The organism is Citrobacter freundii complex sp. 2024EL-00216 (assembly GCF_043945515.1).
Taxonomy (GTDB): domain Bacteria; phylum Pseudomonadota; class Gammaproteobacteria; order Enterobacterales; family Enterobacteriaceae; genus Citrobacter; species Citrobacter portucalensis.
In genome coordinates, this window is sequence record NZ_JBIMRA010000008.1 from 62,429 (window position 1) to 87,984 (window position 25,556).

Annotated in this window: 28 protein-coding genes; 19 read left to right on the forward strand and 9 right to left on the reverse strand. The window is 53.1% G+C overall.

Annotated elements, in window-relative coordinates:
• The first annotated feature begins 284 nt into the window (after positions 1 to 284).
• The 4 genes from ACHHZ7_RS12610 (at position 285) to ACHHZ7_RS12625 (ending at position 2,975) form a co-directional block, all read left to right on the forward strand.
• Positions 285 to 746 carry a single-stranded DNA-binding protein gene (locus tag ACHHZ7_RS12610; RefSeq protein WP_060682966.1) on the forward strand — a complete coding sequence of 154 codons (462 nt, stop codon included), beginning with the start codon at positions 285 to 287 and terminating at the stop codon, positions 744 to 746.
• Between the two features lie 11 nt (positions 747 to 757).
• Positions 758 to 1,069 (forward strand): PerC family transcriptional regulator, encoded by a 312-nt coding sequence (locus tag ACHHZ7_RS12615; RefSeq protein WP_060682967.1) that lies wholly within the window; start codon positions 758 to 760, stop codon positions 1,067 to 1,069.
• A 417-nt stretch (positions 1,070 to 1,486) separates the two neighbouring features.
• On the forward strand, positions 1,487 to 1,864 hold the full coding sequence (locus ACHHZ7_RS12620) for a hypothetical protein (RefSeq protein ID WP_060682968.1): 378 nt from the start codon (positions 1,487 to 1,489) through the stop codon (positions 1,862 to 1,864).
• A 568-nt stretch (positions 1,865 to 2,432) separates the two neighbouring features.
• The gene (locus ACHHZ7_RS12625) at positions 2,433 to 2,975 is read left to right on the forward strand and encodes a plasmid pRiA4b ORF-3 family protein (protein WP_136391352.1); all 543 of its coding nucleotides are present in this window, start codon (positions 2,433 to 2,435) and stop codon (positions 2,973 to 2,975) included.
• Here the strand turns inward: ACHHZ7_RS12625 and ACHHZ7_RS12630 are convergent.
• Entirely contained in the window at positions 2,968 to 3,327 is a 360-nt protein-coding gene (locus tag ACHHZ7_RS12630; protein ID WP_136391351.1) for a hypothetical protein, read from the reverse strand. The two genes, ACHHZ7_RS12625 and ACHHZ7_RS12630, sit on opposite strands and share 8 nt — an antisense overlap.
• Positions 3,328 to 3,552: 225 nt before the next feature.
• Between ACHHZ7_RS12630 and ACHHZ7_RS12635 the strand changes: the two genes are divergently transcribed.
• From ACHHZ7_RS12635 to ACHHZ7_RS12670, 8 genes are all read left to right on the forward strand, one after another.
• On the forward strand, positions 3,553 to 3,729 hold the full coding sequence (locus tag ACHHZ7_RS12635) for a hypothetical protein (protein WP_164881501.1): 177 nt from the start codon (positions 3,553 to 3,555) through the stop codon (positions 3,727 to 3,729).
• 26 nt (positions 3,730 to 3,755) lie between these two features.
• A complete protein-coding gene (locus tag ACHHZ7_RS12640) occupies positions 3,756 to 4,532 on the forward strand; it encodes a hypothetical protein (RefSeq protein ID WP_225383613.1) in 777 nt (258 codons plus the stop codon).
• Positions 4,533 to 4,552: 20 nt separating this feature from the next.
• Positions 4,553 to 5,035, forward strand: a complete 483-nt coding sequence (locus tag ACHHZ7_RS12645; protein ID WP_395149117.1) for a hypothetical protein — start codon at positions 4,553 to 4,555, stop codon at positions 5,033 to 5,035.
• Entirely contained in the window at positions 5,032 to 5,211 is a 180-nt protein-coding gene (locus ACHHZ7_RS12650) for a hypothetical protein (RefSeq protein WP_136391349.1), read from the forward strand. Before ACHHZ7_RS12645 ends, ACHHZ7_RS12650 begins: the two co-directional genes overlap by 4 nt.
• A gap of 254 nt (positions 5,212 to 5,465) precedes the next feature.
• Positions 5,466 to 6,050 carry a hypothetical protein gene (locus ACHHZ7_RS12655; RefSeq protein ID WP_126855302.1) on the forward strand — a complete coding sequence of 195 codons (585 nt, stop codon included), beginning with the start codon at positions 5,466 to 5,468 and terminating at the stop codon, positions 6,048 to 6,050.
• 106 nt (positions 6,051 to 6,156) lie between these two features.
• Positions 6,157 to 6,345, forward strand: a complete 189-nt coding sequence (locus ACHHZ7_RS12660; protein WP_220402560.1) for a hypothetical protein — start codon at positions 6,157 to 6,159, stop codon at positions 6,343 to 6,345.
• A 143-nt stretch (positions 6,346 to 6,488) separates the two neighbouring features.
• Positions 6,489 to 7,346 (forward strand): KilA-N domain-containing protein, encoded by an 858-nt coding sequence (locus ACHHZ7_RS12665; protein ID WP_112924558.1) that lies wholly within the window; start codon positions 6,489 to 6,491, stop codon positions 7,344 to 7,346.
• Positions 7,347 to 7,916: 570 nt separating this feature from the next.
• Positions 7,917 to 8,534 carry a trimeric intracellular cation channel family protein gene (locus tag ACHHZ7_RS12670; protein WP_003024049.1) on the forward strand — a complete coding sequence of 206 codons (618 nt, stop codon included), beginning with the start codon at positions 7,917 to 7,919 and terminating at the stop codon, positions 8,532 to 8,534.
• Here the strand turns inward: ACHHZ7_RS12670 and ligB are convergent.
• Positions 8,531 to 10,210 (reverse strand): NAD-dependent DNA ligase LigB, encoded by a 1,680-nt coding sequence (ligB, locus tag ACHHZ7_RS12675; RefSeq protein ID WP_057066882.1) that lies wholly within the window; start codon positions 10,208 to 10,210, stop codon positions 8,531 to 8,533. The two genes, ACHHZ7_RS12670 and ligB, sit on opposite strands and share 4 nt — an antisense overlap.
• Before the next feature lie 261 nt (positions 10,211 to 10,471).
• Between ligB and gmk the strand changes: the two genes are divergently transcribed.
• The 5 genes from gmk to recG are packed head-to-tail and all read left to right on the forward strand — an operon-like array spanning position 10,472 to position 16,339.
• Complete coding sequence (gene gmk, locus ACHHZ7_RS12680) at positions 10,472 to 11,095, forward strand: guanylate kinase (RefSeq protein ID WP_003024042.1); 624 nt, start codon at positions 10,472 to 10,474, stop codon at positions 11,093 to 11,095.
• Positions 11,096 to 11,149: 54 nt separating this feature from the next.
• Entirely contained in the window at positions 11,150 to 11,425 is a 276-nt protein-coding gene (gene rpoZ, locus ACHHZ7_RS12685) for a DNA-directed RNA polymerase subunit omega (protein ID WP_000135058.1), read from the forward strand.
• 18 nt (positions 11,426 to 11,443) lie between these two features.
• A complete protein-coding gene (spoT, locus tag ACHHZ7_RS12690) occupies positions 11,444 to 13,558 on the forward strand; it encodes a bifunctional GTP diphosphokinase/guanosine-3',5'-bis pyrophosphate 3'-pyrophosphohydrolase (RefSeq protein WP_003024038.1) in 2,115 nt (704 codons plus the stop codon).
• A 4-nt stretch (positions 13,559 to 13,562) separates the two neighbouring features.
• On the forward strand, positions 13,563 to 14,252 hold the full coding sequence (trmH, locus tag ACHHZ7_RS12695; protein WP_048237018.1) for a tRNA (guanosine(18)-2'-O)-methyltransferase TrmH: 690 nt from the start codon (positions 13,563 to 13,565) through the stop codon (positions 14,250 to 14,252).
• A 5-nt stretch (positions 14,253 to 14,257) separates the two neighbouring features.
• Positions 14,258 to 16,339, forward strand: coding sequence for an ATP-dependent DNA helicase RecG (recG, locus tag ACHHZ7_RS12700; RefSeq protein WP_060682970.1), 2,082 nt, complete (start codon positions 14,258 to 14,260; stop codon positions 16,337 to 16,339).
• 42 nt (positions 16,340 to 16,381) lie between these two features.
• Here recG and gltS read toward each other — a convergent pair whose 3' ends face one another.
• Entirely contained in the window at positions 16,382 to 17,587 is a 1,206-nt protein-coding gene (gltS, locus tag ACHHZ7_RS12705; RefSeq protein ID WP_003024029.1) for a sodium/glutamate symporter, read from the reverse strand.
• A gap of 225 nt (positions 17,588 to 17,812) precedes the next feature.
• On the opposite strand from gltS, the gene xanP reads away from it, so the two are divergent.
• The gene (xanP, locus tag ACHHZ7_RS12710; RefSeq protein WP_003024026.1) at positions 17,813 to 19,204 is read left to right on the forward strand and encodes a xanthine/proton symporter XanP; all 1,392 of its coding nucleotides are present in this window, start codon (positions 17,813 to 17,815) and stop codon (positions 19,202 to 19,204) included.
• A 121-nt stretch (positions 19,205 to 19,325) separates the two neighbouring features.
• The gene (locus ACHHZ7_RS12715) at positions 19,326 to 21,035 is read left to right on the forward strand and encodes an AsmA family protein (RefSeq protein ID WP_048237020.1); all 1,710 of its coding nucleotides are present in this window, start codon (positions 19,326 to 19,328) and stop codon (positions 21,033 to 21,035) included.
• 42 nt (positions 21,036 to 21,077) lie between these two features.
• On the opposite strand, the gene ACHHZ7_RS12720 is transcribed toward ACHHZ7_RS12715, so the two are convergent.
• From ACHHZ7_RS12720 to ACHHZ7_RS12745, 6 genes are all read right to left on the reverse strand, one after another.
• Entirely contained in the window at positions 21,078 to 21,755 is a 678-nt protein-coding gene (locus ACHHZ7_RS12720; protein ID WP_060682971.1) for a D-lyxose/D-mannose family sugar isomerase, read from the reverse strand.
• 49 nt (positions 21,756 to 21,804) lie between these two features.
• Positions 21,805 to 22,665, reverse strand: coding sequence for a ketose-bisphosphate aldolase (locus tag ACHHZ7_RS12725; protein WP_003024018.1), 861 nt, complete (start codon positions 22,663 to 22,665; stop codon positions 21,805 to 21,807).
• 80 nt (positions 22,666 to 22,745) lie between these two features.
• Positions 22,746 to 23,597 carry a class II fructose-bisphosphate aldolase gene (locus tag ACHHZ7_RS12730; protein ID WP_032945395.1) on the reverse strand — a complete coding sequence of 284 codons (852 nt, stop codon included), beginning with the start codon at positions 23,595 to 23,597 and terminating at the stop codon, positions 22,746 to 22,748.
• Between the two features lie 11 nt (positions 23,598 to 23,608).
• Positions 23,609 to 24,700, reverse strand: a complete 1,092-nt coding sequence (locus ACHHZ7_RS12735; RefSeq protein WP_003827232.1) for a PTS fructose transporter subunit IIC — start codon at positions 24,698 to 24,700, stop codon at positions 23,609 to 23,611.
• Between the two features lie 26 nt (positions 24,701 to 24,726).
• Positions 24,727 to 25,047: a PTS fructose transporter subunit IIB gene (locus tag ACHHZ7_RS12740; RefSeq protein WP_003827230.1), complete on the reverse strand. Its 321-nt coding sequence runs from the start codon at positions 25,045 to 25,047 to the stop codon at positions 24,727 to 24,729.
• Between the two features lie 19 nt (positions 25,048 to 25,066).
• Positions 25,067 to 25,537: a PTS sugar transporter subunit IIA gene (locus tag ACHHZ7_RS12745; protein ID WP_008786490.1), complete on the reverse strand. Its 471-nt coding sequence runs from the start codon at positions 25,535 to 25,537 to the stop codon at positions 25,067 to 25,069.
• Between the last annotated feature and the right edge of the window lie 19 nt (positions 25,538 to 25,556).

Below are 25,556 nucleotides of genomic sequence, written 5' to 3' on the forward strand. Positions count from 1 at the left end.
CTGAGACAACACCGAGACAACATTTAGCCATTTTGAGACAACAGGGCGAAAGTGTGTTTTTAGTCTGGCAGGCAGTGAGACAACATTTATGCCGGGTGAGACAACACGAAATTGCAAATGTTGTCTCAGCAAAACCCAGACGTGGCGCGGCCTGTAGAGCCGTGAGACAACAAAGACAACAGAGACAACACTATTTTTGCTTACTATGAAAAAAATCAGCAGGTGTCCCACAATAAGACAGTGCCGGGTAATCTTCATTAGCAAAACTAATAATCGAGGTAACAATGACAGCACAAATTTCAGCCTACGGGCGGCTGGTGGCAGATCCCCAGACCAGAACGACGAACAGCGGAACCAGCATGGCAATGGGGCGTTTAGCGGTGGCACTCCCCTGCCATGCAGTAGAGGGCGGAGAGGTTACTTTCTGGCTGGGCGTGGTGGCATTCGGCAAACAGGCCGACGCACTGGCAGAACACGTTAAAGGCGATTTAGTCAGTGTTGCCGGAACAATGCAGGTCAATCAGTGGACGGGCAAGGATGGAGGAACGCAGCAGGGGTATCAGGTAGTAGCCGACAGCGTGATCAGTGCGAGGACAGCAAGGCCGGGCGGAAAGCGTGGCGCGGCAGCTAGAACAAATGAAGTCAACAAAGGCCATACCACGCAACCCGCGCCGGGATGGGAAATATACAGCACCCCTGATGATTTTGACCAGCGCCCACCATTCGACGATGAAGCGCCATTCTGAGGGAGATAAACATGGTAAACGACAGCAAAGCCGAGGCTTTGGAGGCAAAGGGGCTGTATCGTAGGGCTGCGACGCGCTGGCAGGAAGTCATGATGCTTTGTGCTGAGGACGATGATCGGGAATGGGTAAAGCAGCGACGTGATACGTGTCTGACGAACGTGAAGCGCCCGCCAGTGAAAACCGATGATTACGACGATCTGCATAAAGCAGTCACTGAGACACAACACCGCATGGGGATAGCGCAACCGAACGGTAATGCCTTCCGGTTAAATGGCGGCAAGAAGCAACGACAGCCCACCAGCGGGGGCGATGGTTCGCAGTAACGTTCGCACCAGAACGGATGTAAATCCTGGACTGTCCTGGACGGATCTTAAACCCTCGTAGCGCTAAACCCGCGCCAGTTGCGGGCTGGAAGCCAGAATGTGATTTAGATTGTCCAAAATATTCTGGTTCGCGCCACTGGTTCGCAGTACGCAGTCAGGTACGCGGCAAAACTGCGTATTCAACGTGCGCACTACCTGACGAATGCTAACGGTGGCATTGCGTACAGAAATTGCGAATTCGCAGTAATTTGTAAGCGCGAATTGCGCATTCGCAAAATGGTGGAGAGGCTTGATATTTCTGGCTTGGGCGCTATCCGTTCGCAGTAGATGGCGGAAGTTAGATATACAGTTTTATTAAGGTATTGTTAGGGTTTGTTAAGGTTTTTGCGCACAAAAATGCGCACAGTGAGCCGTTAAATGAAAAAAAATAGCCAACAATCAAGATCGGGATGGGGTGGCAAGCGGAAAGGCGCAGGCGCACCATTGGGCAATAATAATGCCGTCAAGCATGGCGAACGCAGTCGGCGGGCATTCTTCCCATTTGAGGGGGGCGAGGCGCTTTCTCCGCTGGTGCGAAATCGTGCAAGAAACCTCATGCTGGCTGAGAGATACGGGCTATTACTGGCGAATAATCCGACGCCGGGAACAGAAGAATGGCGCGAGATGACATTGATTAACGGATTCATGGGGCTACATGCCGACAGAATCGCACGGCTTGAGCTGAGTTTAGCGAGATCCGTTTCAATGCAAGCAAGGCGGGATCTGCGAAGGGTTAAAAAAAGCGGCGCATGTTAGCAATCCGTATAGTCACCGATGTTGAAATACTGGACTGTTCAGGACAGAACCAAAGCCCATATGAGGCGAGACCCGCGCCGGTAGTGGACAGAATCACGGGCGTGATTGAGCGTAAAACGAGAAACGCAGCCAGAGGCATTGGCCTGATTCCGTAGAAGAAAAACGCCCGCAAAGGGGCGTTTGTGAACACGAGCAAGACCCCTGCGCATTTCCGTTTTCCGGTAGTGTAGCAACCATTCAAAACCACGCAACAGGGCTAACCATGACACCACAGCAGATAGCCGCACTGACAGCCGCAAAGCTGGAGCATGAAGGCCACCAGCTTACTCCGGTAGAGGTTCGGGAGATGGAGCGCATGATTAAGGCCGATACAGCGCGGCGCGACAGGTTCCGCGAAATGATGCGATCACCCGCCTACCAGTGGAGGAAGCCAGCGCCGCGCAGGTAGATACGGGATTATTCCGCATGTAACTTATGCGGATTAAGCAAATTACCTTTATTCACCTTTACAGAATTGTGAGTGCGTCAGTATCGTTATCCTTCCGATTCGCATTTATTCAGGATTTGCATGTACCAGCTAAAGATAACCATCCGAGACAGCAAACCACCAATATGGCGGCGTGTGCTGGTTCCAGAGCAAATCCCCTTTAGTGAACTTCACGCGGTGATCCAGTTGGCTTTTGGCTGGAATGACGAACATCTGTATATGTTCGAGAAAGGCCGTAAAGGTGATCTAGGTAGCGAGTATCGCGTATGGGGTGAGGGTGAAAGCATGGGTAATGCGGCAATCACGCCGCTATGGGCGGCGATCCAGAATGAGGGTGACAAGCTGGTTTACACGTATGACTTTGGCGACTGGTGGGATTGTCTTATTGTGCTGGAGAAGCAAACCCATGATACCAGTATCCAGCCTGTTAGCTGTTTGCGTGGGAGGGGGACTACCCCGGCGGAAAATTCGGGGGGATTGCATGGTTACAATGAATTGCTCTTACAGGCCAGAGAGTCTGATAATCCTGAACAGGCCGAGATCCACGATTTCCTGATGCTGGATATTGAACGCCGGGTTTACGACCTGAACAACATTAACGACAGATTGCAGGTTCTTAACTGACCCGCATGTATTCGCCTGATATTGCGTTATCAGCGCCGCCAGTATCGCGCATAACAGCGCAGTGACCGGGTAAACCGTAGCGCACGACCGTTGCGCTGGTTTCACCGCCATGCTTTACCTGCCGCGATTCATACACTGTCACACGTTCCAGTAGCCCCCCGGCAACCATGCTTTCAAGAGTTCGCCGGGTGGATTCGAGCTGGTGGCGTTTATCGAACGACACCATGCCATGAAGCAGGTAGGCCACACCCGACACATCGAACGGCGGCGCACCAATCTCACCTGTTACCCAATCGCGGTTATCCGGTTCAAAGTAGCTGAGTATCTCTTTTTTGCGGCTGGTCATTCCCATGGCTGGCAGGTTCCTTATTGTGGGGTAGAGGTATCATACAATAAGAAGCGGTGAGGAATGGCTACTTAACTTTCCCCTCCATTTTGTAACGCAATCAGTACCCCCTCATGTAGTCCGCAACCCTTTTAATTAAAATATTTTATCTTGACGATTTATTTTATTGATCATAAGTTAACCCCATACAGAAGAAGTATGTACGTTTAACCAGTATCAGGAGGTCAGGAAATGGCAGTCACTAACAAAAAGCCGATTCTTGTTGATCAGCCGATTCTCGAAGGGTTACAGCGCCTCCGGGATGATGAATGCCGACGTTCTACCGTAGGCGCAGCCCCAAGCATTCAGGAGCTGGCGCGTCACCTTTTGCGCCAGGGTATCCACCGGCATGAGGCGGGCAAGAAGTAACTCTGCTGCCCGGAAAGGAGAAAGCAATGCCGCTAATGAAACTACCTGCATGGGCGCAAACAGCGTTCGGTATGAAAGGTAAGAAAAAACAGCCCCAACTCTCTGAGGAAAACCCATCCATGTTTGATTTCTCGCATCTGTCAGGCAAAACCAAAACGAAAGGCGAGTCCGATAACGGTAATGAGCCACTGAAACAGGATAGTGACGATATTCAGGTATATCGCCCAAACCAGCACAGTCGTGGTCACAATGTCGCGGTGTCTACTGAGGCTAAGAACAACCCGGTTCTGGCTGTTCGTTTGCTGAAAGAAACAAAGCTTTCATCGAAGAAAATAAAGCAGCAACTGGCATCGTCGCCGATGGCGCTTTCTGTGTTTACCCAGAAATTTATGGAAGAGAACGATCCGACCTGGGAGTTTCAGGACGACGAAGAGAAAGCCCGAACGGCGCTGATGTTTTCAACGCAGAACCGTGACGCAAATGGTTACAGCGCTGCCCAGAGTAGCGCTATCAAGGCATTGAAAAAAATGGAAGAGCCTCTGACAGAGGATGAGGTCAAGGCATTAGCCAACATGACATTGAAGATGCAAAACGAGTACGACCCGATGTCGCCTGACAATGTCAATGCTCGCCGCATAGCGGATGAGGAGTACCGGGAGGAAGTGGCACAGGCCACAGCACGCCGCAATGATCGTATCCGGGCATCTGGTGTGAGCCTGCCGGGAGATACCCGTCGCGTTAATGGCAAGATTGAAGGGCCGGCACGTGAAGCTGAGCACCTTAAATCACAGGTTTCTCTCTGAGAGGTGCGGTGGTGAGCATTATGAACTTTCAGCATCTCAATCCGCCGCAGCCCGATGCGCAGGCATATGGCTTTTCCGGGCGCCGTATGCAGCACATGCATCGACTTCAGCAGTCTGTTGAAGACGAGCAACCCCCTGAACGTCGCCATTCTGATGCACATCTGATCGCGGTGAGAAAAGAGGCCAAACAAAACCCGATACAGGCACTTCATCTTATCGCTGAAGGGATACCACACCAGCGTGCCATCGCCTTACTGCAGGGCAGCGTTCGGCAGCTCAGTCGTTTTACCCGTCGGGCCATGGAGAAAGCCTATCCTGGCTGGGAGCTCCTTGATGCCGAAGACCAGAACATGGCGGCATTCCAGCACAGCATGATTAACGGCGACACCAACGGCTATCGGGCTGGTTTTAACGCTGCTCTGTCGGCGCTGGAGAAGTTTGTAGAGCCAGTTACGTTTGACGATATCGTGAATAGCGTTAATTCGCTGGTGGAGGAAGTATGAGTAATTCATTCGATTTTGAGCTGGTTGCTGATGACAGGGCCAGTGCTGCCATTGACGACATTAATGAGGCTATTCGCAATCTTGGACCGCATCTGGAGAAGACGCGGGAAAGCCTCAGGCTGGGCGGCCTTCCGCCGTCGCCTTACAAAAATGGGTCCTTCCTGAGACTTTTGTAAGGCACGGGCATTGCGCGCCGCAGTGTTTTTGTAGCTACAGGTTTTGAATTTGATTCACACTTGCGCACTTTCACACTTATCACTTTTTGTTATTGGTTTGTTAATTGTGAGTGGTGGCAAGGGATAGCGGGAAGTTTCGGTATTTTTGATTCACAGTTTGATTTACACATTCAGTCTAAAAAGTGTGAACCCTTCACACTTTGTGTGCACAGTCGGTGTGAAGGGTTCACACTCCGTCAGCGAGGTAGGTTGTTATGTTAATGTCAGTAAGTCAGTACGCCGAGCACAGCGGCATGAGTCGCCGGTCATTTTACAACTGGGAAAGTAAGCAGGGATTCCCTGCGCGGGTTGACGGGAAGATTGACCAGGAGGCTTGCGACGTTTATCTGGCCCGTTACCGTGACAGCCATGATCCGCGTGCTCAGAATGCGAAAAGCAAAGTAGTGGCATCCGGTGGTCGTACTGTTGTGAGTAACGCTCTGGTAGAGATGAGCGTTGCAGAGATTAAGTGCATTATGGCATTGGGTGCCGAAAAGGTGGCCGGGATGGACCCGGACGAACGCGCTCAACTGGCCGCTAAGGCCGTAGAGCTGTTTGTAAGCGAAGGCCCCTATAACCCGCCTGTAACGTTCGGCGGCTACCGGCTGTCGATTGTTGAAACGCCTGATGATGAAATCGGGCAGATCATCGCCGGTGGCGCGTTTGGCCTGTCTGCTGATGATGTGGTTTACGAGTGCCGGGATTACACCCTGACTCTCATGAGTGATGAAACCGAAGAAACAGCCATGCGGAGGGTTATCCCTTCGTTACTGTACGCCCTGGCCGACGATACCGACTAAACCAAAGTGTGCCAGCGGGCTCCTGTTATTCCAGCCCTCCGGGGCTGGCTTTTTATAACGATGCTCAGGGCGTAGCCGGTGAGCCTATAGAGCAGGAAGATATAGCGTGTTAAAACAGAAGAAAATCGAGGCGGTAATTGAAGAGCTGGCCCGCCTGCAGGGGAATGAGCTGAATGCCGCCGATATGCTGGAGTTACGTTGCAGGGTTGCGGGAACGCTCGCAGCTAAAGAACGGCACCGCCGGAGGATGACGGCACCAGCCTACCAGTGGAAGAAGCCAGCGCCGCGAAGATAAGTGCAGAATAGAAGCTGCCCCCTCCACCGTCACGGTGATTTCCGTGCGGCTTCCCCCCCTTTCTTTGCTTATAAATGGCCTGTATAACTATGACCAATATCGTTCAATCCATACATGACGGATGTAAGCAACTGGGGTGGGGAATGGCTAAGAACAGAGTTATTCAAGTAAATAATATAGGCATATCAATATCTTCAGTTAACGATCAAGACTACATAAGCTTGACTGACATGACCAAAGGGTTTGAAGATGGCGATCAACTGATTAAAAATTGGCTTCAGAACAAGAACACCATAGAATTTTTGACTGTTTGGGAGAAAATCAATAACCCGAGTTTTAATTTGGTGGAATTACACCAGATTAGAAATGAGCTAGGTTCGAACCGGTTCATCATGTCTGCTAAAAAGTGGATAGACTCCACAAACGCCATAGGACTGGTAGCTAAGGCTGGTCGCTATGGTGGAACATATGCCCATAAGGATATAGCTTTTGAGTTTGGCTCCTGGCTCAGCCCTGAGTTTAAACTGTATCTTATTAAAGAGTTCCAGGACTTAAAGGAGAGGGAGTCTCAGGCCGGATCTATTGAGTGGCAAATAAACAGAGAGTTGGCAAAAGTTAACTACAGATTACAAACTGATGCTGTACAAAGCCACCTATTAGGTAACATACCGAAAGATAAGCAAGGCTGGGTTTATGCTAGCGAAGCTGATTTAATCAACAAAATTATTTTTGGCAACACCAACCAAGAGTGGAAGTCAAAAAACCCTAATGCTAGTGGCAATCAGCGCGACCACGGCAGCCCGATTGATAACGCTTTAGTCGCAAACTTAGAAGCTCAAAACTCCATACTTATAAAACAAGGGGTTTCTCCAACAGAGAGAGCTAAGCTTTTAATTGAGCTGGAGCGCTCGTTCAGAGCAACTATGAGCAAGACCCCTGCTATGATGCGATTGGAAAAGCAAGCAAACTCCCCTCTATTAAACAATAAAAAAGACGATTAGTGTTTTGAGGTCGCCGCTATTTTCGTAGCGGTTCTCCTCTGGCATTTCCATACGTTATACCCACACTTTGCCCGCTTTCGTCTGATAACCGACCTCATTAAGCAATGACAATAAGGAACCGGGGCTGGGGTGAAGGAAAGCCGGCTGCGGAGACTACGAATTTTTCGTAGTTTAAAAAACAAGCAAAAAAGAATAGCACCTTAAAAAGCCGTGTACACAAGGGTGTACACAATGAAAAAAAGTATTGCATGAAACCCAGTAAATATAAGGCATAAACCCACCCACTCAACAAACAGATTCAACATCGAGTAAGCAACCATTCTACGTAGCCCGCCAATAAATGGCGAGGCTACGTATTATTCCCGACTCTTTGGTACTCCCTTGTTCAATTCGAATTATATTTTCTCATCATTCTTTATTAAAGCTCATAACACAAAGCGCATATCACCACGCATTCTCGGCGAACCCGCATTAGCTGTAGTTATTAAAATCACTTCACCTTAGAAAATCTCAATCGTGACAAGGCGCACAAATCGTTAACCTTAGCCCCCAGCAAATCAGGGGGAATGCATGCTGTTACACGTTTTATATCTAATTGGTATTACTGCCGAAGCCATGACCGGTGCGCTTGCTGCTGGGCGTCGTCGTATGGATACATTTGGCGTCATTATCATTGCCACCGCGACGGCCATTGGCGGCGGATCGGTACGCGATATTCTTCTCGGCCACTATCCGCTTGGCTGGGTAAAGCACCCTGAATACGTCATTATCGTAGCGACCGCTGCGGTACTCACCACCATTATTGCTCCCGTCATGCCCTATCTGCGCAAAATATTCCTCGTACTGGATGCGCTGGGCCTGGTGGTCTTTTCTATTATCGGTGCTCAGGTGGCACTGGATATGGGTCATGGACCGATTATCGCCGTGGTCGCTGCGGTCACGACCGGCGTCTTCGGTGGCGTATTACGCGATATGTTCTGCAAACGCATCCCGTTAGTGTTCCAGAAAGAGTTGTATGCTGGCGTATCATTCGCCGCTGCTGTGTTGTACATCGTGCTACAGCATTATGTCTCCAGTCATGATGTAGTGGTTATCTCTACTCTGCTCTTCGGCTTTACCGCCCGATTACTGGCGCTGCGCCTGAAGTTAGGCCTGCCAGTATTTTATTATCGCCATGAAGGTCATTAAGGCATAAAGCCCGTAATACGCTGGGCAGCCAGCCAGTTGCTCAGCGCTATGACCTCCCTGGTCTCCAGCCACTGAATGATCTGTCGTGCCCGCCGTTCCCCCATGAAAGGGAGCTGCCGCCAGCTTTGCTCATCACGGTCCTGCAATTGTTGCCACGAAGCATCCCGACTGGCATTCAGGGTTGCCTGTGTTAACGGTATTCCCATGGCAATAACCCAACGTGTGAACGGGAGATCGCGCGACAGGTTGAACTGATGCCACAGCTTCTCCCCTTTGATTACACCAAGTGCAGACTCTAACTGTTCCTGAGTTAACCCAAGCCAGGAAAAGATATGTTCAAAGCGATACACCTGGTTGAGCTCTCGCCATCCCGCCTCGCCGATCCCCTCCAGCCCCAGCACCTCTTTGCCGCCCAGCCAGACCAGTCTGGCAACAAACTGTTCCTGGCACTCCGCTGTAGCATAAAAACAGGTTAATGAATTGAAGCGCCCCTCGGGGGGTATTGGCTTAGTACGCTGAGTGCTGCGCCAGACCACCTCGTCTATACGGGGTATCCCTTGTCCAGCCAGGCGCACCAGAATCTGATCGCCAGGCGCGATATCCCATTCATTCCAGCGTCGGACGGAGCCAATATTGACGCGCTGTACGCGTTTATCATCCAGCATGACGGGAGTCAGCAATGCAACCACCGCAATTTTCCCGCTTTTACCAACGGAGAACTGAATACCAGTAACCTCAGATACCCTCGTCACGGGAGGATATTTCCACGCCGCCAGCCACTCACCCTGCCCGGGTAGCCAATACTTTGCCCGTGGCTCTTTTGCCGTTCGCACCACGACACCATCTGTCACAAAAGGTAATGCTGAACTCCACCACCTGGCGCGCAACTTTTCGACTTCATCCGCATTCTTCACGGCGTGAGTATAACGTTGCGTGTAACTGAACCCGGCAGCCGTGAGCTGCTCCAGTCTTTCAGGCATGACCGCCGGACCATCAGGCCAGGCCCAGATAAAAATTGCCAGCGAGCGTAACATTTCCGGATTGCCCTGGCGCATCATTAATCCAGCAACCTTCGAGCGGGCGTTCATTCCCCCTCTCTGCTTCTGAATATGCCCCTCTTGCTGCAAAAATATCTCACCCTGCAACGTACTGTTAGCGAGTTTCCCCTTGGTGGAATGTGGTACGGAAGGGATCTGCAGAACCTTTTGCGTCCAGTCTTCGCCTTTCAGGCCATTACCACGGCTAATCGCCCGTACCAGATTGCCATTGCGATAGACTAACGTCACCGCCACACCATCCACCTTCGGTTGCACCCAGAGATCGCTGCGAGCGAGCATCCATTGCTGTAGCGCTTGCTTATCAGCAAGTTTTCGAACGCCCGTGTGGGGAACTGGATGCGAGACGGTGCCACTTATTGGGGGCACAGACAGATCTGGTGGGACTTCATCGCCAAAACAGCGCTGCCATTGAATTAGTTGCGCATTGAGCTGGTCATAAACGCCGTCGTCTACGGCACTTTCCCCTTGCTTCCAGTAACTGTCATTCCACTGTGTAATCTGCTGCTGTAGTCGTGAAATTTCCTCGTTTGCCCTGGCAGGCGACCAGACGGGGCATACCGCCCACGCAGGTAAATGCCACACCAGTAAAACCAGCCCTATGCATTTCCATAATCCCATGCTATCTCCGCTGAACGATACGTTTCCCGGCAGGTATAGCGCGAAGTGAAATAGAAACAGAGCGGCAAAAATTCATCCTGCGAACAGCTTTCCGGACATTTGCATGTATTGCTGCAAATCACCGATAAAACAGGAAACTGGTACGCAAAACGCAATAAACATGCGCAAAAAGTGTGACAAGGGCTACGTCACATAGCGGCTACGTGTATAATAAGCCCGTATGTAGGCTCTCTTTCGACAATCACATACATTAAGATACTCATGGCTCAAGGCACGCTTTATATTGTTTCTGCCCCCAGTGGCGCGGGTAAATCCAGCCTGATTCAGGCTTTATTAAAGACCCAACCGTTGTATGACACCCAGGTTTCTGTTTCGCACACCACGCGCGCACCGCGCCCGGGGGAAGTGCACGGTGAACACTATTTCTTTGTGAACCATGATGAATTCAGAACCATGATTGGCAGAGACGCGTTCCTGGAACACGCGGAGGTTTTCGGTAATTACTACGGCACCTCGCGTGAAACCATTGAGCAAGTATTAGCATCCGGCGTAGACGTCTTTTTAGATATCGACTGGCAAGGTGCGCAGCAAATTCGTGAAAAAATGCCGCATGCGCGCAGTATTTTTATTTTGCCACCGTCTAAGATTGAGCTGGACCGCCGCCTGCGTGGCCGCGGTCAGGATAGCGAAGACGTGATCGCGAAACGTATGGCGCAAGCTGTTGCAGAAATGAGCCATTACGCCGAATATGATTATCTTATTGTGAATGATGATTTCGACACCGCCCTGGGCGATTTGAAAACCATCATTCGCGCCGAACGTCTGCGCATGAGCCGCCAAAAGCAGCGTCATGACGCTTTAATCAGCAAACTGTTGGCAGACTGAACCCACATTCAGTATCATGCCCAGTCATTTCTTCACCTGTGGAGCATTTTAAGTATGGCACGCGTAACTGTTCAGGACGCTGTAGAGAAAATTGGTAACCGTTTTGACCTGGTACTGGTCGCCGCGCGTCGCGCTCGTCAGATGCAGGTAGGCGGAAAGGATCCGCTCGTACCGGAAGAAAACGATAAAACTACCGTTATCGCGCTGCGCGAAATCGAAGAAGGTCTGATCAACAACCAGATCCTCGACGTGCGTGAGCGCCAGGAACAGCAAGAGCAGGAAGCCGCTGAATTACAAGCCGTTACCGCTATTGCTGAAGGTCGTCGTTAATCACAAAGCGGGTCGCCCTTGTATCTGTTTGAAAGCCTGAATCAACTGATTCAAAACTACCTGCCGGAAGACCAGATTAAGCGTCTTCGGCAGGCGTATCTCGTTGCACGTGACGCTCACGAGGGCCAGACACGTTCAAGCGGTGAACCCTATATCACGCACCCGGTAGCGGTAGCCTGCATTCTGGCCGAGATGAAACTCGACTACGAAACGCTGATGGCTGCGCTGCTGCATGACGTGATTGAAGATACCCCAGCCACCTATCAGGACATGGAACAGCTTTTTGGTAAAAGCGTTGCAGAGCTGGTAGAAGGGGTATCGAAACTTGATAAGCTTAAGTTTCGCGATAAGAAAGAGGCGCAAGCTGAAAACTTTCGCAAGATGATTATGGCGATGGTGCAGGATATCCGCGTCATTCTCATCAAACTTGCCGACCGCACCCACAACATGCGCACGCTGGGCTCATTACGCCCGGACAAACGTCGCCGCATCGCCCGTGAAACTCTCGAAATCTATAGTCCGCTGGCACACCGTTTAGGTATTCATCACATTAAAACCGAGCTGGAAGAGCTGGGTTTTGAAGCGCTGTACCCAAACCGCTATCGCGTGATTAAAGAAGTGGTTAAAGCCGCTCGCGGCAACCGCAAAGAGATGATCCAAAAAATCCTCTCGGAAATCGAAGGGCGTTTGCAGGAGGCAGGTATTCCGTGTCGCGTAAGCGGGCGTGAGAAGCACCTGTACTCTATTTACTGCAAAATGGTGCTCAAAGAGCAGCGTTTTCACTCTATCATGGATATCTACGCATTTCGCGTCATCGTTCATGATTCCGATACCTGCTATCGCGTACTCGGCCAGATGCACAGCCTGTACAAACCACGCCCTGGTCGCGTGAAAGACTATATCGCCATTCCGAAAGCGAACGGATATCAGTCTTTGCACACCTCAATGATCGGCCCTCATGGCGTCCCGGTTGAAGTACAGATTCGTACTGAAGACATGGACCAGATGGCAGAGATGGGTGTCGCAGCGCACTGGGCTTACAAAGAGCACGGCGGCGAAAGCAGCACCACTGCGCAAATCCGCGCTCAGCGCTGGATGCAAAGCTTGCTGGAACTGCAGCAGAGCGCCGGTAGCTCGTTTGAATTTATTGAAAGCGTCAAATCTGATCTCTTCCCGGATGAGATTTATGTTTTCACACCGGAAGGGCGCATTGTCGAACTGCCCGCCGGTGCAACGCCTGTCGACTTCGCCTACGCCGTGCATACCGATATCGGTCACGCCTGCGTCGGCGCGCGCGTCGACAGACAGCCTTACCCGCTTTCACAACCGCTCTTTAGCGGCCAGACCGTTGAGATTATCACCGCGCCGGGCGCACGTCCGAATGCCGCGTGGCTAAACTTCGTCGTCAGTTCGAAAGCGCGCGCCAAGATTCGCCAACTGTTGAAAAACCTCAAGCGCGATGATTCCGTCAGTCTGGGTCGTCGACTGCTCAACCATGCCCTGGGCGGTAGCCGTAAACTGGCTGAGATCCCCCCAGAGAGCATCCAGCGTGAGCTTGAGCGTATGAAGCTCGCCACGCTTGACGATCTGCTCGCAGAAATCGGTCTGGGTAACGCCATGAGCGTGGTGGTAGCGAAAAACCTCCAGCAGGGCGAAGCAACAGCGAACGTACCAGCACAATCTGGCCATGGTCATCTGCCGATCAAAGGCGCTGACGGCGTGCTGATCACCTTCGCGAAATGCTGTCGTCCAATTCCAGGCGATCCAATCATTGCCCACGTCAGTCCGGGTAAAGGTCTGGTGATCCACCATGAGTCCTGCCGTAATATTCGTGGCTACCAGAAAGAGCCAGAGAAGTTTATGGCGGTGGAATGGGATAAAGAGACGGAGCAGGAATTCATCACCGAGATTAAGGTGGATATGTTTAACCACCAGGGTGCTCTGGCGAACCTGACGGCGGCAATCAACACGACCACCTCCAATATTCAAAGTCTGAATACGGAAGAGAAAGATGGCCGCGTTTATAGCGCCTTTATTCGCCTGACCGCTCGCGATCGTGTGCACCTGGCGAATATCATGCGCAAAATCCGCGTCATGCCGGACGTGATAAAAGTCACCCGTAACCGAAACTAGTCTTATGAATGAACAGCGCTATGCACGTATCCGCGAGATGCTCGCACGTCGTCAGCCCGATCTGACCGTCTGCATGGAGCAGGTTCACAAACCTCATAACGTTTCTGCGATTATTCGTACTGCAGATGCGGTTGGCGTGCATGAAGTCCACGCCGTCTGGCCGGGTAGCCGTATGCGCACCATGGCCTCTTCTGCCGCAGGCAGCAACAGTTGGGTGCAGGTGAAAACTCACCTTACCATTGGCGATGCGGTCACACATTTAAAAAGCCGGGGCATGCAGGTCCTGGCAACCCATCTGTCAGATAAAGCTGTGGATTTTCGCGAGATTGATTACACGCGCCCCACCTGCATCCTGATGGGCCAGGAGAAAACCGGCATCACTCAGGAAGCGTTGAATCTGGCTGATCAGGACATCATCATTCCCATGACTGGCATGGTGCAGTCACTGAACGTTTCTGTCGCCTCCGCGCTGATTCTGTACGAAGCACAGCGCCAGCGGCAAAACGCGGGGATGTACCGACGAGAAAACAGCATGCTGCCACAAGAAGAGCAGCAGCGCTTACTGTTTGAAGGCGGTTATCCGGTGCTGGCGAATGTCGCTAAGCGCAAAGGTCTTCCCTACCCTCACGTAAACACGCAGGGCGAAATTGAAGCCGATGCAACGTGGTGGGCCACTATGCAATCTGCGAGATAAACGCGATGAAAGGCCGTTTACTGGATGCCATCCCACTCAACTCTCTGACCGGCGTTGGCGCAGCGCAAAGCAGTAAACTGGCGAAAATTGGCCTGCACACCGTGCAGGACCTCCTGCTCCACCTCCCTTTGCGTTACGAAGACCGTACCCATCTATACCCAATTGGCGAACTGCTGCCGGGTGTCTATGCCACCGTTGAAGGCGAAGTGCTGAACTGCAATATCACCTTCGGCGGCCGCCGGATGATGACCTGTCAAATCAGCGATGGCTCGGGGATTCTCACCATGCGCTTTTTCAACTTCAGCGCAGCGATGAAAAACAGCCTTGCTACCGGGCGTAGGGTACTGGCCTACGGCGAAGCCAAACGCGGGAAATACGGCGCAGAGATGATTCACCCGGAATACCGCGTACAAGGCGATCTCAGCACGCCAGAATTGCAGGAAACACTCACACCAGTATATCCAACCACCGAAGGTGTGAAGCAGGCCACGCTGCGCAAGCTGACCGATCAGGCACTGGATCTGCTCGATACCTGCGCCATTGCCGAACTGCTGCCGCCAGAGCTGTTACAGGGCATGATGAGCCTACCCGAAGCACTGCGCACATTGCACCGCCCCCCACCGTCGCTGCAACTCAGCGATCTGGAAACCGGACAACATCCGGCGCAGCGACGTCTGATTCTCGAAGAACTACTGGCGCATAATCTCAGCATGCTGGCACTACGCGCCGGGGCACAGCGTTTTCACGCCCAGCCGTTAAGTGCTAACAACGCGCTAAAAGATAAGCTGCTGGCAGCATTGCCGTTCAAACCTACTGGCGCACAGGCCCGCGTTACCGCTGAGATTGAACGCGATATGGCACTGGATGTGCCGATGATGCGCCTGGTGCAGGGTGATGTCGGCTCCGGTAAAACGCTGGTTGCCGCGCTGGCCGCGCTGCGGGCTATCGCACATGGTAAGCAGGTTGCGCTAATGGCTCCTACCGAACTATTGGCTGAACAACATGCAAATAACTTCCGCAACTGGTTCGCGCCACTGGGCGTTGAAGTGGGCTGGCTGGCGGGCAAGCAGAAAGGTAAAGCGCGTCTGGCGCAACAAGAAGCCATCGCCAGCGGTCAGGTGCAGATGATTGTCGGCACGCACGCGATTTTCCAGGAACAGGTGCAGTTCAACGGGCTGGCGCTGGTTATCATCGACGAACAGCACCGCTTCGGCGTTCATCAGCGCCTGGCACTGTGGGAAAAAGGTCAGCAGCAGGGTTTCCACCCACACCAGCTAATCATGACCGCCACGCCGATTCCACGTACCCTGGCGATGACAGCCTATGCTGACCTCGACACGTCGGTCATTGACGAACTGCCTCCGGGGCGTACGCCGGTCACTACGGTCGCCATTCCGGATACCCGCCGCAGCGATATTATTGATCGCGTGCGCAACGCCTGTACCCACGAAGGACGTCAGGCATACTGGGTCTGTACGCTGATTGAAGAGTCTGACTTGTTGGAAGCTCAGGCGGCAGAAGCGACGTGGGAAGAGCTTAAACTGGCGCTGCCAGAACTCAATATTGGCCTGGTACACGGGCGCATGAAGCCCACCGAGAAGCAGTCGGTAATGGCGGCCTTTAAGCAGGGTGAACTGCATCTGCTGGTTGCCACCACGGTGATTGAAGTGGGCGTGGACGTGCCAAACGCCAGTCTGATGATTATTGAAAACCCGGAACGCTTAGGTCTGGCCCAGTTGCACCAGTTGCGTGGTCGCGTAGGCCGTGGCGCGGTGGCCTCCCACTGCGTTCTGCTCTACAAATCACCGCTGTCTAAAACCGCGCAGAAACGCCTGCAGGTTCTGCGAGACAGCAACGACGGGTTCGTAATTGCGCAAAAAGATTTAGAGATTCGCGGCCCCGGCGAGCTGTTAGGTACTCGCCAGACCGGAACGGCAGAATTCAAGGTCGCAGATTTACTGCGCGATCAGGCGATTATCCCGGAAGTTCAGCGCATTGCCCGCCATATTCACGAACGTTATCCGCAACAGGCCGTGGCACTGATAGAGCGCTGGATGCCGGAAACCGAACGCTACTCCAACGCGTAGTTAATTCATAGCGGCGGCGGACGTTACCCCGCCGCACAGCCGTTATTGCGCAAAAATCGGTAACAGCAGATACAGCTTAATCACCAGCGCGTTGACGATATCGATAAAGAACGCCCCCACCATCGGCACCACCAGAAACGCCATATGGGATGGTCCAAAACGTTCGGTAATCGCCTGCATGTTGGCAATCGCCGTCGGCGTCGCGCCGAGGCCAAAACCGCAGTGTCCGGCAGCCAGCACGGCGGCATCGTAGTTCTTACCCATCATGCGCCAGGTGACGAATATCGCGTACAGCGCCATGAAAATAGTCTGCACAACCAGGATTGCCAGCATCGGCAAGGCCAGTGAAGCCAGTTCCCACAGCTTCAGACTCATCAGCGCCATCGCCAGGAACAGCGACAGACTTACGTTACCCAGCACCGAAACTGCACGTTCGAACACCCGATAAAAGCCCAGTAGCGCCAGACCGTTACTGAGGATCACCCCAACAAACAGCACGCAGACGAAGGTCGGCAATTCCAGCACTGTTCCAACCAGCATTTGCGCAACGATTTTACCCACCGTCAGACAGATAGCGATCAGAGCAATGGTTTCAATCAGCACCAGCGAGGTGATCATGCGCCCAACGTCCGGCTTTTCAAATGCGGTCGGCACGGCCTGATCGTCCGGCATACCGTCTGGTGTGGTGGAGTGTTTGACCAGATAGCGTGCCACCGGGCCGCCAATCAGCCCGCCCAGCACCAGACCAAACGTTGCGCAAGCCATTGCCACTTCAGTTGCATTGGTGAAGCCATAACGTTCAATAAACAGCTTGCTCCACGCGGCCCCGGTTCCGTGTCCACCAGAGAGGGTGATCGAGCCAGCGATCAGACCCATCAGCGGGTCCAGACCCAGCAGGGTCGCCATACCAATACCGATGGCGTTTTGCATCAGCAACAAGCCAACAACCACAATCAGAAAGATACCCACCACGCGGCCACCAGCACGCAGACTGGCGATATTGGCGTTCAGACCGATAGTGGCGAAAAAGGCCAGCATCAGCGGATCGCGCAGGGTCATATCGAAGTTCACTTCCCAACCCATGCTTTTTTTCAGCACCAGCAGCGCAATCGCCACCAGCAATCCGCCTGCAACAGGTTCGGGAATGGTGTATTTTTTCAGAAAGGAAACAGACTGGACGAGCTTACGTCCCAGCAGCAACACAAGGGTTGCCGCAACCAGCGTTGATAACGTATCGAGATAAAACATTTACAGCTCCATTAGTGCGTTTAGCACAATCACGCACGATGCATTCCAGACCGATTTTTAGCTCTTATTGAGTTTTCGGAGTGGATTTTAAGCAGAAAATGATGAAAAGTTATATAAAAATGTTTGTTTATCCGTTTTAAATATTAAGAATACCTGCTAGCAAACGTTTGCTTTTCTGCCCTGGTCAGATAAAATCACCGCTTTTCCACCATGGGATTGCCTCTGATGTCCGTTAACGCCGTAGAGTCAACAAATGCGCAACCGGTTGCGCAGACTCACAACAGTGAACTGATTTACCGTCTTGAAGATCGCCCCCCGTTAGCCCAGACCCTGTTTGCCGCCTGCCAGCATCTGCTGGCCATGTTCGTCGCGGTGATCACCCCTGCTCTGTTAATTTGCCAGGCGCTTGGTTTACCGGCTCAGGATACTCAACACATTATCAGTATGTCGCTGTTCGCCTCCGGCGTGGCTTCTATCATTCAGATCAAAGCCTGGGGGCCGGTCGGCTCAGGGCTGCTATCCATTCAGGGCACCAGCTTTAACTTTGTTGCGCCACTGATTATGGGCGGTACGGCGCTAAAAACCGGTGGCGCAGATGTCCCAACCATGATGGCGGCGCTGTTCGGTACGCTGATGCTGGCAAGCTGCACCGAGATGGTTATCTCGCGTGTCCTGCACCTGGCGCGTCGTATTATTACTCCGCTGGTCTCAGGGGTGGTGGTGATGATTATCGGCCTGTCGCTGATTCAGGTAGGTCTGACATCGATTGGCGGTGGCTATGCCGCAATGAGCGACAACACCTTTGGTGCGCCGAAGAATTTACTGTTGGCAGGCGTGGTGCTGGCGCTAATCATCCTGCTTAACCGTCAACGCAACCCGTACCTGCGCGTTGCGTCATTGGTGATTGCGATGGCGGCAGGCTATCTGCTGGCCTGGTTTATGGACATGCTGCCGCAAAATACCGCACCGGTAAGTCAGGACCTGCTGATGGTGCCAACGCCGCTGTATTATGGCTTGGGCATCGACTGGAGTTTACTACTGCCGCTGATGCTGGTCTTTATGATCACGTCACTGGAAACCATCGGCGATATTACGGCCACCTCTGATGTCTCCGAGCAGCCGGTTTCTGGTCCGCTGTATATGAAGCGCCTGAAAGGCGGCGTGCTGGCGAACGGTCTGAACTCGTTTGTTTCCGCCGTGTTCAACACCTTCCCGAACTCCTGTTTTGGCCAGAACAATGGGGTTATTCAGTTAACAGGCGTTGCCAGCCGCTACGTTGGTTTTGTGGTGGCGCTGATGTTGATCGCGCTGGGCCTGTTCCCGGCAGTCAGCGGTTTTGTACAGCATATTCCTGAGCCGGTACTGGGCGGCGCAACGCTGGTGATGTTCGGTACTATCGCAGCATCCGGTGTGCGTATCGTGTCCCGCGAGCCGTTGAACCGCCGCGCGATTCTGATTATCGCGCTGTCGCTGGCCGTTGGTCTGGGTGTTTCCCAGCAGCCGCTGATTCTCCAGTTCGCCCCGGATTGGGTGAAAAACCTGCTCTCTTCCGGTATCGCCGCTGGCGGTATTACCGCAATCGTTCTGAATCTGGTATTCCCGCCAGAAAAGCAATAAGCAAAATGCGGCGTTGGTTCTGAATCAACGCCGCTGTAACGCTCTTTCACCATTCCCGCCTTGAGCATTGCGCCTAAATCGTGCATAACTTGACTATGTGCACTTCGCGGGATGGAAGACCATGAAATTTATTGGAAAGCTGCTTCTTTACGTGCTGATCGCCCTTGCAGTGGCGATTCTCGGCCTTTATTTTCTACTGCAAACCCGCTGGGGGGCAGAGCACGTCAGCGCCTGGGTTTCGGAGAACAGCAGCTACCATCTGGCGTTTGATGCCATCGATCACCGGTTTTCCTCCCCTTCCCATATTCTGCTGGAAAACGTCACCTTTGGCCGGGATGGTCAGCCCGCAACGCTGGTCGCTAAAACGGTCGATATTGGGCTGAGTAGCCGCCAAATCACCGACCCGCTGCACGTAGACACCATTTTGTTGCAAAACGGCACACTGAATCTTTCCCAGCAAACCGCGCCGCTACCGTTCCAGGCCGATCGCCTGCAATTGCAGGATATGGCGCTTAACAGCCCCGGCAGCGAGTGGAATCTCAGCGCCCAGCGCGTTAACGGCGGCGTCATTCCCTGGAGCCCTGAGGCAGGTAAAATTCTCGGGAGCAAAGCGCAAATTCAGCTCAGCGCCAGTTCGTTGACGCTCAACGATGTTCCAACTACCAACGTCTTGATTGAAGGCAGCATCGACCATGACCGGGTGACGCTAAGCAATATTGGCGCTGACGTGGCGCGTGGGGCATTAACCGGCGTAGCGCAACGCAATGCCGACGGGAGCTGGGTTGTGGAGAATCTGCGCCTGAACGATATCCGGCTGCAAAGCGACAAATCGCTGGCCGACTTTTTTGCCCCGTTAAGCACTATTCCTTCCCTGCAAATTGGTCGTCTGGAAGTGACGGATGCCCGTCTGCAAGGCCCCGACTGGGCGGTGACGGATCTCGATCTGAGCTTGCGCAACATGACCTTCAGTAAGGACGACTGGCAAACTCAGGAAGGCAAACTGTCGATGAATGCCAGCGAGTTTATTTACGGCTCTCTGCACTTCTTCGATCCGATTCTGAACGCCGAGTTCTCACCGCAGGGCATTGCGCTGCGCCAGTTCACCACCCGCTGGGAAGGCGGTATGGTCAGAACATCCGGAAACTGGATGCGCAGCAACAAAGCGCTGGTCCTTGACGATGCCGCTATTGCTGGTCTGGAATACACGCTGCCGGAAAACTGGAAGCAGCTGTGGATGAAACCCCTGCCAGCGTGGCTAAACAGCCTGACGCTGAAGAAATTCAGCGCCAGCCGCAATCTGGTGATAGATATCGACCCCAATTTCCCGTGGCAGCTCACCGCGCTGGACGGCTACGGCGCTAACCTCGGGCTGGTACAGAACAATCAGTGGGGGATCTGGAGCGGGAGCGCCACCCTCAACGCTGCCGCAGCCACCTTTAACCGTACGGATGTGCGTCGTCCTTCTCTGGCGCTAACGGCAAACAGCAGCACCATCAATATCAGCGAACTGAGCGCCTATACGGAAAAAGGACTGCTGGAGGCCACTGCCAGCATTTCGCAGCTACCTCAGCGCCAGACGCAGGTCAGCCTGAACGGGCGCGGCGTGCCAATGACGATCCTGCAGCAGTGGGGCTGGCCCGCACTGCCGCTTTCCGGCGATGGCAACATCCAGCTTACCGCCAGCGGCAATATTCAGGCCGATGCGCCTCTCAAGCCAACGGTCAACGGTCAGTTGCATGCGGTGAACGTGGAGAAACAGCAGGTAACGCAAACCATGCAGGCGGGCGTGGTTTCGGGGAGTGAAGTCACTGCACCACCACCTGCACAATGATTTATTGCCCGGTGGCGCTTCGCTTACCGGGCCTACTCACGCTCATAAGCGAATATATTCACTGCACAGCAGCCATTTCACCGGCTCGTCTTCTTCAATCACCGGGAAGCGACCGCCAGGTTCCAGAAAGTGGTTGTCATGCTGGTCGTCATTGACCATCGAGATTTCCCAGCCCAGCACAAACGCCTTCTCCGCCCAAAAGCGATGATACAAGCGCGGCGGCAGACACACTCCTTGTCCCGGTTTCAATACCAGCGTCTCGCCAGCGTTAATTGTACGCCGCTGACCATCCACGCTAACCTCAACAACGCGTCGGGCATCATACTCATCATCAGGCGTGGCCCACGCCAGCTGCATACATAAATCACCGCCGCCGCGATTAACGATATCTTCCATTTTATGGCGATGAAAATGCCATGGCGTTTGCTGATCCTGCTGAATTTGCAGCATCTTTTCGGCATACGGTTTGGGGTAATCCGCTGACCCCATCAGACCATTGCGCAACGTTAGTAACGTCAGCCCCGTTTGCGCAAAATCTCCGTGCCCGAAGTCGGTAATATCCCAGCCCAACTGGAGATCGCGCACTTCACGCCACAGAGTTTGATCCTGTTGCCGCCAGGCATCGACCGTAAAATACGCGAAATCAGGCAGACAGACCCGAAAAGTCTCAGCGATGGCATGCGCTTTATCGACGGCATAATTAATGTGTGAACGCTTCATTCCACTTTTCCTTGTTGCGAAAGAGGCGGGTCGCCCCGCCTGCATGCCGTTAGTAAAGTGATGCTTTGCCGGTTGAACCGAACAGTTTCATTTTGTGGCGGATCACGTCCCGCGCGGCGCTAATGGCTTCCGGATAGATTACGTTCGGGTCCCACCAGGTTTCTTTCGCCAGGATTTCGCGGACTTTCTGGAAGTAGGCGTATTTCATATCGCTGGAAATGTTGATTTTGCCAACGCCCAGCGTCACGGATTCGGCAATTTCCGCATCCGGGTTCGCGGAACCACCGTGCAGCACCAGCGGAATATCCACACGTCCGGCGATATCGCGCAGGATGTTCATTTGCAGCTCTGGCTGCATCCCTTTCGGGTAGATCCCGTGCGCGGTTCCAATCGCCACCGCCAGCGTGTCTGCACCCGTTCGGGCGATAAAATCCTCTGCCTGAGCAGGATCGGTATAAGTAACTTTCGACACGCCGCCTTCCACTGACGTCCCGGTCTGGCCAATCGTTCCCAACTCCCCTTCCACCGAAACACCTACCGCATGCGCCAGTTTGACCACTTCGCGGGTCAGCGCCACGTTCTCTTCATATGGTAGCAGCGAGCCATCAATCATCACCGAGGTAAACCCACACTGAATCGCCCGCAGGACATGCTCAACCGAAGCGCCATGGTCCAGATGCAGAGTAAAGGGAACCGGGCTACGCAGGGTGATATCACGGACGTAGCTAAAAAACGCATCGCCGACAAAATCATGTTCGCTGGGGTGAATGGAGATAATCGCCGGGGTGTTGGTCGCCTCCGCTTCTTCCACTACTGCGCGTACAAAGCAGCTGTCCGCCACGTTGAATGCGCCGATGGCAAAACCGTGCTGACGGGTAGGTTGCAGTAATTCTTTCATCGAAACTAACATGTTAATTCTCCAGTTTCAGGGTGTAGAAAGCCCTGCCAGTGCGTCATCGCAGAGGCATAGAAGGCGTTACAGAAAATGAATCAGGCTTTGCCGATAGCGCCGCTGGCCTGCAGGTACGGAATAATGGCTTCCTCGCAGGCCTGTTCCATCAGGGCCAGGGCATCAACGAGTTCACCGGATGTGTCGCGACACAGGGTATGCAATAGCGCAGCCTTTCCGGCTTCGAAAACCGCCGCACCAACGTTTATCTTGGCGACACCAAACGTCGGACAGCGCTGTAGCTGGTCAAACGGCGTCCCGCTGCCGCCATGCAGCGCCAGCGGCACCGTTGATAACCGGGCTATTTCCTCCAGCCGCTGGAAATCAATAGCAGGAGTGATACCCGGCGCGTACATGCCGTGTGCCGTACCCACCGACACCGCCAGCAAATCGATCCCGGTCTGTTGGATAAAGGGTTCCACGTCGGCGGCCTGGGTCATCAAATCAGCGTTAGCGGCGTGGTCATAGCACGGAGCATCGGCCAGATGGCCCAGCTCGCCTTCCACGCACAGAGAAACGCTGGCGGCAAGCTCAACCACCGCCCGGGTCTGGCGAATGTTCTCCTCCAGCGCAAAGGCGGAGGCGTCGATCATTAAGCCGCTGAATCCGGCGCGAAAAGCCTGGCGAATGCGTACAGGATCCTTTCCATGATCCAGCGCCAGCGCGACCGGAACCGAGGCTTCCTCTGCCAGCGTTTTGACCACCGCTGCCGCTATCGGGGCCGGAAAATGCTCCAGATGCCCCTGATACAAATTCAGAATGATGGGCGCACGGTGTTTCTCCGCCACTCGCACCGCTGCGCGGGCGCTTTCCAGGTTCATACAGTTGATGGCCAGCAGCGCGTACTGCTCGCGCCAGGCTTTGGTCACCATGCTTTTCATATCGGCAAACATACGGCCTCCGGTTATTCCAGGGTGAAGGTGATTTCTTCGTCTTTCAGCTTTTGATCGCTGAGTTCGTCAAACTCTTCATCACGCTCGGTTACCGGTTTCTTCCACAGCGACAGCATGACGCCACAAATCACCGTACCGATCCCCAGCGCCAGGCAAAACAGCAGCGGATGCGTAAAGAGCGGAACCACAAACATGCCGCCGTGCGGTACCGGGCTTTCGACACCCCACACCATAATCAGGCCACCCGCAATCGCCGAGGCCACCACGCAGGAGCCCACCACGCGCAGCAGGTCGCGCGCCGCAATCGGAATAACCCCTTCGGTAATCATGCAGATCCCCATCGGGAATGCGGCCTTCAGCGCCTCACGTTCCGCACGGGTGTACTTGTGACGCGTCAGCAGGAAAGAGAGCGTAATGCCAAATGGAGGGATCATCGAACCAACAAACTTCACCGCTTCCGGACCGTACACGCCGCTGACCAGCATGCCGTCAGCAAACAGCGACATGGTTTTATTCACCGGCCCACCGAAGTCGAATGTCGCCATCGCACCGAGGATAGCGCCCATCAGAAAGCGGGATCCGCCCTGCATGGACTCCAGCAGATGAATCAACGCGTCCTGCAGCCAGGCAATCGGCTTGCCAATCAGCGTCATCATCAACAGGCCGCCAATGACGGTACTCAGTACCGGCAGCACCATAATGGGCATCAACCCCTGCATCGACTGCGGCAAACGGATATAGCGCTTGAGCAACAGGACGGTATAACCGACCAGAAATCCGCCCAGCATCCCACCGATAAAACCGGTATGAATTTCTCCGCAGACGAAGCCGACAATCAGGCCCGGCGCGAATCCCGGACGGTCAGCAATGGAGTACGCAATCGCCGCACTAATCAGCGGTACGATTAACCCCATCCCCCAGCCGCCAATCTGGTTGAGCATCCAGGGAATGGTTCCTGTTTTTTCACCGACGTTAGTGCCGCCAAGTATTTGCCCGAGAGCAATACAGATCCCGGCGGCGACAATTAACGGGATCATCCACGAAATTCCCGTTAATAAATGTTTTTTTATTTCCTGAGATAGCGGAATTTTATTTTCACTCATGTGAAACCCCTCCAGAATGAGGATCGCTACTGGTTATTATTAACTAATGATTTTTCGACCTTTTCAAGAAACTGAATGGGCGATTTTATGACGATTTCAGTTTTTACTCGCACAATGCGTTTGTTTGAAAATCGCTCCTCCCCTTTTATTTTTACATCGACGGCAAGAATCACGACATCAGCCGCAGAAATATCCTCTGTCAGCAGTTCGTTTTCTGTGCCAATGGTGCCCTGGGTTTCAACCTTTATATTATGACCAAGCGCTTTAGCACCTTTAATTAACTTCTCACGGGCAATATAGGTGTGCGCAATACCCGCCGTACAGGCGGCAACACAAACAATATTCATAACATGCTCCACATTTTATTTAGCAGACATTGGATTCAGCATATTGGCTAAAAAGCTCAATAATTTTCTGTGGACTACTTTCAACTAATAGTTGTTCAATAATGTCGTCATCTGCCAACGCGCCAGCAACCTGCGAAAGCAGACGAATATGGGTGGTGTTTTGATCTTCAAGACGTACGGCAAACAGAATAATGCAGCGCACGTTACTGCCATCCAGGGTTTCCCAGGGAATATCCTGGCGGGTACGCCCAATCGCCAGCGTGGTATTGACCACCGCCGAGGATTTCCCGTGCGGGATCGCAATATGGTTTTCGAAGCCGGTCGAACCTTCTGACTCACGTTGCCAGACATCCTGAATAAACGTTTCACGACAGCTAATTGCTCCATCTTTTTGCAGAATATCCGTCAGTTCCTCAATAGCCTCCGTTTTGCTTGTAGCCTTCATGTCCAAAATAACGCGATTTGTATTGAGTATTTTCGTGATGTCCATCAATCATACCTCATGGAGT